Raw genomic sequence first — 10420 nt, forward strand, 5'->3', positions numbered from 1 at the left:
GGCGGGCGCCTCCGGCACCGGCACCGGCTCCTCGGTCACCTCGGCCAGCACGTTCTTGGGCAGGGTGACCTCGGCGATGGTGCCGGGGCCCGAGGAGTCGCGGAGTTCGACCACGATGCCGTGCCGGGCGGCGAGCCGGGCCACCACGTGCAGGCCCATGGACCGCACGTCGCCGATGCCCGCCGTGGGCTCGCGCAGTGCGGCGTTGAGGACGGTGCGGCGGTCCGCGGTGATGCCGACGCCCTCGTCGACGATCTGCACGACGGCCCGGTCCCACAGCCGCCAGACGGCGACGCCGACCTGGGCGTCGGGCGGCGAGAAGCGGGTGGCGTTGTCGAGCAGCTCGGCCAGGATGTGCGCCACGTCGTGCACGGCGCGGGCGGCGATGCCGATGCCGCCCTCGATGGCGCCGAGGGAGACGCGGTCGAACCGTTCGATCTGCTGGGCCGCCGCCACGATGACGGTGGAGGCGGCGATGTCCGCCGACCGCACCCGTGCGTTGCCGTAGCCGCCGAGCACCAGCAGGTTGTTGGTGTTGCGCTCCATGCGGATGGCGAGGTGGTCGAGCGCGAAGAGCGTCTTCATGCGCTCCGGGTCGGCCTCGTCGCGCTGCACGGCGTCCAGCTCGGACACCATGACGCTGGTGAGCTGGGCGCCCCGGCGGGCGACCCGGACCAGGGTCTCGGCGAACTGCTCGTGCACCCGCGCCTGTTCGGCGGCGAGGCGGACCGCCTCGTGGTGGACGGCGTTGAACGCCTCGCCCACCTCGCCGATCTCGTCCCCGCCCGTCGTCTCGATCGGGTTGCCGGTGCGTTCGGCGACCTGCTCGGGCGTGGACCCGCTCAGCGCGCCGGGCTGCGACAGCTCGCTCATGACCTCGGGCAGCCGGGTGTGGGCGACCTCGTGCGCGGCGTTGCGCAGGTCGCGCAGCCGGCGGATCATGACCCGGCCGAGCCGGATGGCGACGAGGACGACGCCCACCAGGGTCAGCAGCACCAGGGCGACCTCGCCGCCGGCGGTCCACAGCAGCCGGGTGCGCTCCGCTTCCACGGTGGCGGCGACGGACTCGTCGATCCGCTCCTCCACCTGGTGCAGCAGGGTCTGCCGGTCGTCGGCTGCCTTCTGCCAGGCCGCGGGGGAGACGCCGATGCGCTTGCTGGGGTCGGTGCGCCCGATCTTGTCCTCGAGCTTGCGGGAGGCCAGGGCCTTGGGGCCGGACAGGGTGCGCTCCAGCCAGGTCCGCCACTCACTGGGGCCGAGGCTGAACATCACCGCGGTCGATTCGGTGTAGCCGAGCCGGCTGGCGTCGAAGGTGCGCTGCGAGGCGACGGTGAAGCCGCCGGCGGCCTGCGCCCTCATGACGGTGACCTGCTCCTGCGCGGTGTGCTCGGCGGCCTCGGAGAGGGCGGCAGCGGCGCGGATGCGGTCGGCGATGTCGGCGTCGACGCCGTCGGCCTGGGCGATGCCGTCGCGGTAGCTGTTGAGGTCCGCGATCACGATGCGGTAGCCGAAGGCGAGGGCGGAGATGGTGGTGCTGCCCGAGCGCACCTGGGCGCGCAGGGCGGGGAGTTGATCGATGAAGCGGTCGATGCGATCCAGCGCCTCCTGGGCGCTTCCGGGCACCTCGGACAGCCGGCCGATCCGGCTGTTGAAGGCGGCGACGCTCTTGTCGGTCGCGTCGGAGCTCTGCTGGAAGGCGTCCGAGTCCCCCTGATGGGAGATCAGAGCGGTGGCTGCCGCGCGTTCACGCTGCAGTTGATGAGTTAAGTCGGCCGCGTGGGCGGCGACGTCGACCATGTTGGCCAGCCGGTTGGCCTGCAGTGCCTGGTTGGTCGCCGGGGCGAGGGCCAGGGCCGAGAAGGCGACCGCGACGGTGAGGGGCGCGGTGACCAGCAGGACGAGGCGACGATTGATTTTCACTGCGCGGCTCCATCGCCGGAACCGGTGCTGAGTATCGGTGACACGCAGATACCTGTTAACGGGTTGTGGGGTGTCGGTAGGGGCGCTCGTACATCGTGTGCACAGTTGCGGATGGGACAGGCGGGATAGACGGGGCTCACGTTGCGCGGCTTGATCCTATGCCTAGTGCACAACCACGGATGCGGGCAGCGTCGAAAATTTGCGTTCAGTTAGGTGTGCGGAAACGGTCTGATTCGATCGGTACGGTCCGGGTGGGGCCCGGAGCACCGCTAAGCGGAATGAGTCGCTCGCGCCCGCTCACCTCGCCTGCCCCTTGATCCACGGGAGTTACGGCCGTCGGCGCTGATCAGGCGGAATGCCCGGAAGCCCCCTCGCTGTCCCCGCTGCGCCAACCCCCGCCCGGTGGCCGGATGTTGCGGAAAGGTTAGATCCGATTAGCGATGGCGATTGTTTCGGATCGGCGTTCGGCGGGCCTCCCGGCCCAGGCCCGCACAGGTGAGCGCCCGGCCGCTCGATTTCGGCTCAAGAGGCCCCCCGTGCAGGCTTGGTGGCGATCCGTCAGGATTCGTCACGACCTTCGCACGCGCGCACACCTGCGCGAACCGGCCAACTTGAAATCGACGCGGCGAACACGGCACGCCGCCTTGAACTGATCATGCGTCAGGGGTGGGGCGGCGATCCCCGCATCCCGGGAACCGCCCCCCGCCCGGCTCAGCCGGCCACGTACCGCGCCAGGTGCTCGCCGGTGAGCGTGGACCGGGCGGCGACCAGCTCGGCGGGCGTGCCCTCGAAGACGACCGTGCCGCCGTCGTGACCGGCCCCGGGGCCCAGGTCGATGATCCGGTCCGCGTGCGCCATCACGGCCTGGTGGTGCTCGATGACGATGACCGACTTGCCGGAGTCCACCAGCCGGTCGAGCAGCCCGAGCAGCTGCTCCACGTCCGCGAGGTGCAGCCCGGTGGTCGGCTCGTCGAGCACGTACACCCCGCCCTTCTCGCCCATGTGCGTGGCCAGCTTGAGCCGCTGCCGCTCCCCGCCGGAGAGCGTGGTGAGCGGCTGGCCGAGGCCGACGTAGCCGAGCCCCACGTCCACGAGCCGTTCGAGGACGCGGTGCGCGGCCGGGACGCGCGCCTCGTCCGAGCCGAAGAACGCCTCCGCCCGCGCCACCGGCATCGCCAGCACCTCGCTGATGTCCCGGCCGCCGAACCGGTACTCCAGCACCGACGCCTGGAACCGCTTGCCCTCGCACTCCTCGCAGACCGTGGCGACCCCCGCCATCATCGCCAGGTCGGTGAAGACGACCCCCGCGCCGTTGCAGGTGGGGCAGGCGCCCTCGGAGTTGGCGCTGAACAGGGCCGGCTTGACCCCGTTGGCCTTGGCGAACGCCTTGCGGATCGGGTCCAGCAGCCCCGTGTACGTGGCCGGGTTGCTCCGCCGCGAACCGCGGATCGGGCTCTGGTCCACGGTCACCACCCCGTCCCGCCCGGCCACCGAACCGTGGATCAGCGAACTCTTGCCGGACCCGGCGACGCCCGTGACGACGGTCAGCACCCCGAGCGGGATGTCCACGTCCACGCCGCGCAGGTTGTTCGCGTGCGCGCCGCGCACCTCCAGCACGCCGGTGGGCCTGCGGGTGTCCGCCTTGAGCACGGAGCGGTCGTCGAAGTGCCGGCCGGTGACGGTGTCCGAGGCGCGCAGCCCCTCCACCGTGCCCTCGAAGCAGACGGTGCCGCCCGCCGTCCCGGCGCCCGGCCCGAGGTCCACGACATGGTCGGCGACGGCGATCGTCTCCGGCTTGTGCTCCACCACCAGGACCGTGTTGCCCTTGTCCCGCAGGCGCAGCAGCAGCCGGTTCATCCGCTGGATGTCGTGCGGGTGCAGCCCGGCGGTCGGCTCGTCGAAGACGTACGTGGTGTCGGTCAGCGAGGACCCGAGGTGCCGGATCATCTTGACGCGCTGCGCCTCGCCGCCGGACAGCGTGCCGGCCGGGCGGTCGAGCGCGAGGTAGCCGAGGCCGATCTCCACGAAGGAGTCCAGGGTCTGGCCGAGCGCGGTGAGCAGCGGGGCGACGGAGGGCTCGTCCAGGCCGGCGATCCAGGCGGCCAGGTCGCTGGTCTGCATCGCGCAGGCGTCCGCGATGGAGATGCCCGCGATCTTGGAGGACCTGGCGCCCTCGCTGAGCCGGGTGCCGTCGCAGGCGGGGCAGGTGGTGAAGGTGACCGCGCGCTCCACGAAGGCCCGGACGTGCGGCTGGAGGGAGTCCTTGTCCTTGGACAGGAAGGACTTCTGGATCTTGGGGATCAGCCCCTCGTACGTGAGGTTGACGCCCTCCACCTTCACCTTGGTGGGTTCGCGGTACAGGAAGTCCCGCATCTCCTTCTCGGTGAACTTCGCGATCGGCTTGTGCGGGTCGAGGAAGCCGGACTCCGCGTAGACGCGCACCGTCCAGAAGCTGTCGGACTTCCAGCCGGGGATGGTGAACGCGCCCTCGGCCAGCGACTTGGAGTCGTCGTAGAGCTGGGTGAGGTCGATCTCGGAGACGGTGCCCCGGCCCTCGCACTCGGTGCACATGCCGCCGGTGCGGCTGAACGTCGCCTTCACGGTCTTCTTGTCCCCGCGCTCGACGCTGATCGCGCCGCTCGCCTTCACCGAGGCGGTGTTGAAGGAGTACGCGCTGGGCGGCCCGATGTGCGGGGTGCCGAGGCGGCTGAAGAGGATGCGCAGCATGGCGTTGGCGTCGGTGGCGGTGCCCACCGTGGAGCGGGTGTCGCCGCCCATCCGCTGCTGGTCGACGATGATCGCCGTCGTCAGCCCTTCGAGCACGTCCACCTCGGGCCGGGCCAGGGTGGGCATGAAGCCCTGCACGAAGGCGCTGTACGTCTCGTTGATCAGCCGCTGCGACTCGGCGGCGATGGTGTTGAACACCAGCGAGCTCTTGCCGGAGCCGGAGACGCCCGTGAACACCGTCAGCCGGCGCTTGGGGATCGCGATGCTGACGTCCTTGAGATTGTTGACGCGTGCCCCGTGCACCCGGATCAGGTCGTGGCTGTCGGCGAGGTGCGGCTGCGCACCCGTGGCCCTGCTCATCGTGTCTCCTTGGATTGGCGGCGCCGTCGTCCGGCCCCGTCGCTGCCGCCCGGGCTACGGCAGCGGTGCTTCTCGATGTCTGACTGGCCGCGTCACCTGCTTGGCGACGCAGGACGGCATTCCCGCGGTGGCGCGCGCCGCCTCCTGCCGGTACACGCTCGGCGGCATGCCCACCAGCTCGGTGAACCGCGTGCTGAACGTGCCCAGGGAGGCGCAGCCGACCGCGAAGCAGACCTCGGTGACGCTCAGGTCGCCCCGGCGCAGCAGCGTCATCGCGCGCTCGATGCGCCGGGTCATCAGATAGCCGTACGGTGACTCCCCGTACGCCCGCCGGAACTCACGGCTCAGATGGCCGGCCGACATGTGGGCCCCGCGGGCCAGGGCCTCGACGTTCAGGGGCTGGGCGTACTCGCGGTCGATCCGGTCGCGGACCCGGCGCAGCCGGGCGAGGTCGCGCAGCTGCCGTGCCGTGTCGGGTTTGCTGGTCACGTCCGAAAGCGTACGTCGCGCCGGGGCGGCCCCGGGGTCAGGTACGGGTGGCCGTGCCGCACTCGGCGGCGCCCCGGTCCCGCATCCGCTCGTCCATCGACGTGCCGCGCTCGTACGGGTCGACGCGCTCGTCGCCCTCCGGCGCGCCCCGGTCCTCGCCGAACGCGGGGACGAAGTAGCCGGTGGTGTTCTCGCAGCCGCCGTTGGCGGAGTCCACCCGGTAGGAGCGCAGCGAGAAGGTGCCCGGCGTGGTGTCCACCTCGGCGGGGTCCTCCCAGCTCATCACGATCTCGCGGCGGACGATCGTACGGGCGACCTCGTCGCTGCCCCCGTCCGCCCGGACGACGGGGTAGACGAACGTGACGTCGGCGGTGATGTCCACCGCGCCGCGCTCGCCCCTGCGGTAGGTGAGCCCGCCGCGCGTCTTGATCACGTCGCCCGCCAGGCGCGCGTACGACGGGTCGAAGCGGCTGAACAGCAGCAGCGGGTCGTCGTCGCGGCCCGGGCGGTCGAAGGCGTGCGCCAGGTACTCCTTGACGTCGGCCTGCTTCGGGTCGAGCGCGGCGATCGCCTTCACCGGCCGCTCCCCGCGCAGCACCGCCGGGTCCAGGTTGGAGTCCACGAGGAAGGCCAGGCTGCTGTCCAGCGCCGCGCCGACCTGCTTCTCGTCCATCCAGCCGGTCGCGTGCGCCGAGGGCATCGTGATCCCGGCCGTCCCGGCGGCCCAGTGCTCCGCGGGCGAGCCGTCGAACGGGGCGTCCAGCGTGGCCCGCCCGGACGCCGGGGCGGAGCCGCCGCTGTCCGAACCGAACCAGCCGGCCACCCGGCCCGGGTCGAGCGCGACGACGAACAGGGCGACGACCACGACCAGGCCCAGCACGTACCAGACGCCGCGCTGCCTGCGGGGCGGTTCGTGGACGCGCCAGCCCCGGGGCGGGGCGGGCTCGTCGTGCAGCCGCCGGGTCACCATCCGGGCGCGGGCGGACGGCTCCTCGGGGGCGCCGCCCGTCCCGGCCTCGGCCTCCCGCAGGAAGCGCTCCCATTCCTCGTCCGGTATGGATGACCCCTGGTTCACGCTGCGCTCCCGCCCCTTCCGGCCACTCCTTTTCTGCATCATCACACAGCCCGGTGACACCGGGTGCGGACGCCGGCCGCGCCAAGTGCCCACCGGGCCGGTGGGGTTGGGCGGGGGGTTACGGCTTGCGGCCGACCGCCACATAGCCGGGCGTGACGATCTCGCCGGTACCGGGGACGGGCTCGCCCAGTTCGGGGTGCCAGTCCTCGGCGGCGACGATGCCGGGCTCCACGATCTCCAGCCCGTCGAAGAACGCGCCGAACTCGGCGCGGGTGCGCGGGGCCAGCGTCAGTGTGTTGGCCCGGTACATCTCGTCCACCTGGCGCGCCTCCTCGGGGTGGAAGTCGGCGGTGATCTGCGAGATGACCATGTAGCTGCCGGGCGCGAGGACGTCGGTCAGCCGGCGGACCAGCTCGTGGGCGCCGTCCTCGTCGCTGACGAAGTGCAGCAGGGCGATCATCGACAGCGCGACCGGGGCGCTGAAGTCCAGGGTCTTTCCGGCGCGTTCGAGGATCGTGTCGACGTGGCGCGCGTCCGCCTGCACGTAGTCGATGACGCCCTCGGGGCTGCCCTTGAGCAGCGCCTCGGCGTGGGCCAGCACGATCGGGTCGTTGTCGCAGTAGACGACGCGGGTGCTGGGCGCGGCCTCCTGGGCCACCTGGTGCAGGTTGGGCTCGGTGGGTATCCCGGTGCCGATGTCGAGGAACTGGCGGACACCCTGGGCGGAGAGCCAGCGGGTGGCGCGGTGCATGAAGGCGCGATTGATCTTCGCCATCACCGGCACATTCGGTTCGACGGCGAGCATCTGACGGCCCATCGCCTCGTCGACCGGGTAGTTGTCCTTGCCGCCCAGGAACCAGTCGTACATCCGCGCGGGATGCGGCTTGCTGGTGTCGATGAGCGGGGTGGCGGCGGGGTCGTTCTCCGGTCGGGACATGGCCAACTCCTGGGTGCGGGAGGCTGCGGATGATCAGGTGGCGCCCACAATAGGCAACGCCCCGGCCGGGCAGGGCCGCTCGGGGCCTCCATGATAGTTACCAACGCGTAACTTACTGCTGGGTTACCACCGGTAAGTCCCGCTGCTAGCTTGCGCTCACCCGTCATTCGGAGCAGAGCGAGGAGTGAGCTGTGAGCCGCGAGTACAGCCGTTCGCGTTCCACCTTCCCCATACCCCCCACCCGCCGCCCGCGCGCCGGAGCCCTGCGCGCCGCCGCCGTCGCCGTGACCGCGGCGGCCTGCGTGGCCGCCTACACCGCGCCCGCGTCGGCGGCGGACGGCACCGAGCCGGTCGTGTCGCGGGGTGTGACCATCCCGTCCTTCTACAACCCGCCCGCCGAACTGCCCGCCGCCAACGGCGCGCTGATCCGCACCGAACCCCTGCCGCTCGGCCTGAACCTGCCGGGCCTGGACGGCCGGCCGATGCCCGGCACGGCGACCCGCCTCATGTACCGCACGACCGACTCCAACGGGCAGCCGGCCGCGGTGACCGGGGCCTACATCGAGCCCTCGGCGTCCTGGAAGGGCGGCGGCGCCCGGCCGCTGGTCGCGGTGGCCTCCGGCACCATGGGCCAGGGCGACCAGTGCGCCCCCTCACTGGCCCTCCAGCACCCGCTGTCCCTCACGCCGGAGACCGTGTCCATCGGCTACGAGACCCTGTCCGTCTACCGGCTCCTGTCCGCCGGGATCGCCGTCGTCGTCACCGACTACGTGGGCCTGGGCACCACGGACCGGCTGCACACCTACGTCAACCGGGTCGACGAGGGCCACGCGCTGCTGGACGCCGTCCGCGCCGCGCACCGGCTCCCCGGCACCTCGCTGACGCCCGACTCCCGGACCGGCCTGTACGGCTACAGCCAGGGCGGCGGGGCCAGCGCCTCCGCCGCCGAGCTCCAGCCCTCGTACGCCCCCGAGATCGCCCTGGCCGGAACCTACGCCGGGGCGCCGCCCGCCGACCTGACCGCGACCATGAAGGGCATCGACGGCAGCGCCCTGGCCGGCGCCCTGGCCTGGTCCATCAACGGCTTCGCCCAGGCCGACGCGGACCTGCGCGACGTCGTGGAGAACAACATCAACGACGCCGGACGGGCCGCCCTGAAGAACGCCTCCACCATGTGCGTCGGTGACGCGATCCTCGGCTACGGCTTCGCCAAGAGCGGCAAGTGGACCACCAGCGGCAAGTCCCTCGGCGAGATCATCGCCGCCGAGCCCAAGGCGCAGGCCGCGCTCGACAAGCAGCGCATCGGCACTCTCAAGCCCACCGGCCCGGTGCGGGTGGCGACCGGCACCCAGGACGACATCGTGCCGCACAAGCAGGCGCGTCAGCTCGCCGTCGACTGGTGCCGCAAGGGAGGCGACGTCACCTACGACGCCGTCGTCCTGCCCAACCTCGGCGACAAGATCCTCACCAACCACATGGTGCCGCTCATCACCGACCAGGGCGACGCCATCTCCTGGATCACCGACCGCCTCGAAGGCAAGCGGGCCGTCTCCAACTGCTGGTCCATGCCGATCCAGCCCTGACCCCGCCCCCGGCCCGGCCCCGGCCCGCGCGCACCGCGGAAATGCGGATGCGCGCGGGCCGGGGCGCGGTCTAGGGTCGCCGCATGAACATCGTGCAGCTCTACGGCTGACGCGGACGGGGGCACGCCCCCGGTCCCGTCCGGCGCACCGCGCGAGCGCGCCCACCACCAGGCACCGCCGGGGTGGCGACGCGCCGGTTCGCCGTATCCACATCCGCCGCAGAGCTGAAACGAGTGATCCCATGTCACGTCGCCGTGCCCATATCGCCATGGTCGGCATTCCCGCCGTGAGCCATGTCCTGCCCAGCATCGAGATCATCCGCGAACTGGTGGCCCGCGGCCACCGCGTCACCTACGCCAACGACCCGCTGATGGCCGCGCGCATCGAGGACACCGGCGCCGCCTTCGTCCCGTACGAGTCGCGGCTCCCGGTCGGTGACCACAACTGGCCGGACGACCCGATCGCCGCCATGGGCCTCTTCCTGGACGACGCCGTGCACGTGCTGCCGCAACTGCGCGCCGTCTACGACGAGGATCCGGCCGACCTCTACCTGTACGACATCGGCGCCTACCCGGCGCGGGTGCTGGCCGAGTCCCAGAACCGCCGGCTGATGCAACTGTCGCCGACCTTCGTCGGCTGGCGGAGCTACGCCGAGGACGTGGCCGCCCACCTGTGGGCGCTGCCGGGCGCCGACGCCTACCGGGCGAGGTTCACCGAGTGGCTGGCGGGCTGCGGCGCGACCACGCGGGACATGGACGCCTTCGTCGGCCGCCCCGACCACACCCTGGCCCTGATCCCGAGGGCGATGCAGCCGCACGCCGACGACGTGGACACCGGCACGGTCACCTTCGTCGGGCCGTGCTTCGCGGGGCGCGGCGACGAGCGGACCTGGCCCCGGCCCGCCGGGGCGGAGCGGGTGCTGCTGATCTCGCTCGGCTCCGCGTACACCAACCAGCCCGCGTTCTACCGTAGTTGCCTGGCGGCCTTCGGCGACCTGGCCGGGTGGCACGTGGTGCTCCAGATCGGCAAGCAGACGGACCTGGCGGAGCTGGGCTCGATTCCCGGCAACGTCGAGGTGCACCGCTGGGTGCCGCAGCTGGCGATCCTCCGGGAGGCGGACGCCTTCGTCACGCACGCCGGGATGGGCGGCAGCTCGGAGGGCCTGTACAGCGGGGTGCCGATGATCGCGGTCCCGCAGGGCGTCGACCAGTTCATGAACGCCGACCGGCTGGTCGAGCTGGGGGTGGCCCGCCGCCTCGACACCGACGACGCCACCCCCGAGGCGCTGCGCGAAGCCCTCGACGCGCTCGTGGGCGACCCCGAGGTCGC

Annotated in this window: 7 protein-coding genes; 2 read left to right on the forward strand and 5 right to left on the reverse strand. The window is 72.0% G+C overall.

What is annotated here, in order from left to right:
• The 5 genes from MHW47_RS25750 to MHW47_RS25770 form a co-directional block, all read right to left on the reverse strand.
• Positions 1–1920 (reverse strand): nitrate- and nitrite sensing domain-containing protein (locus MHW47_RS25750; protein WP_239226153.1); only part of this gene is annotated, 1920 nt, incomplete at its 3' end.
• A gap of 711 nt (positions 1921–2631) precedes the next feature.
• Positions 2632–5007: an excinuclease ABC subunit UvrA gene (locus MHW47_RS25755; RefSeq protein WP_239226154.1), complete on the reverse strand. Its 2376-nt coding sequence runs from the start codon at positions 5005–5007 to the stop codon at positions 2632–2634.
• A 54-nt stretch (positions 5008–5061) separates the two neighbouring features.
• A complete protein-coding gene (locus MHW47_RS25760) occupies positions 5062–5496 on the reverse strand; it encodes a helix-turn-helix transcriptional regulator (RefSeq protein ID WP_239226155.1) in 435 nt (144 codons plus the stop codon).
• A gap of 37 nt (positions 5497–5533) precedes the next feature.
• Positions 5534–6610 carry a hypothetical protein gene (locus MHW47_RS25765; RefSeq protein WP_239226159.1) on the reverse strand — a complete coding sequence of 359 codons (1077 nt, stop codon included), beginning with the start codon at positions 6608–6610 and terminating at the stop codon, positions 5534–5536.
• Between the two features lie 79 nt (positions 6611–6689).
• Positions 6690–7508: an SAM-dependent methyltransferase gene (locus MHW47_RS25770; protein ID WP_239226156.1), complete on the reverse strand. Its 819-nt coding sequence runs from the start codon at positions 7506–7508 to the stop codon at positions 6690–6692.
• 191 nt (positions 7509–7699) lie between these two features.
• Here MHW47_RS25770 and MHW47_RS25775 point away from each other — a divergent pair, with 191 nt between their 5' ends.
• Entirely contained in the window at positions 7700–9091 is a 1392-nt protein-coding gene (locus tag MHW47_RS25775) for a lipase family protein (protein ID WP_239226157.1), read from the forward strand.
• 241 nt (positions 9092–9332) lie between these two features.
• A partial coding sequence (locus tag MHW47_RS25780) for a macrolide family glycosyltransferase (RefSeq protein ID WP_239226158.1) occupies positions 9333–10420 on the forward strand: 1088 nt, incomplete at its 3' end.

It is taken from the genome of Streptomyces sp. OfavH-34-F (assembly GCF_022347745.1).
Lineage (GTDB): Bacteria > Actinomycetota > Actinomycetes > Streptomycetales > Streptomycetaceae > Streptomyces.

Coding starts and splice junctions, on each gene's coding strand:
- MHW47_RS25755 (WP_239226154.1), bottom strand. CDS start 5,007: ATGAGCAGGGCCACGGGTGCGCAGCCGCACCTCGCCGACAGCCACGAC.
- MHW47_RS25765 (WP_239226159.1), bottom strand. CDS start 6,610: ATGCAGAAAAGGAGTGGCCGGAAGGGGCGGGAGCGCAGCGTGAACCAG.
- MHW47_RS25770 (WP_239226156.1), bottom strand. CDS start 7,508: ATGTCCCGACCGGAGAACGACCCCGCCGCCACCCCGCTCATCGACACC.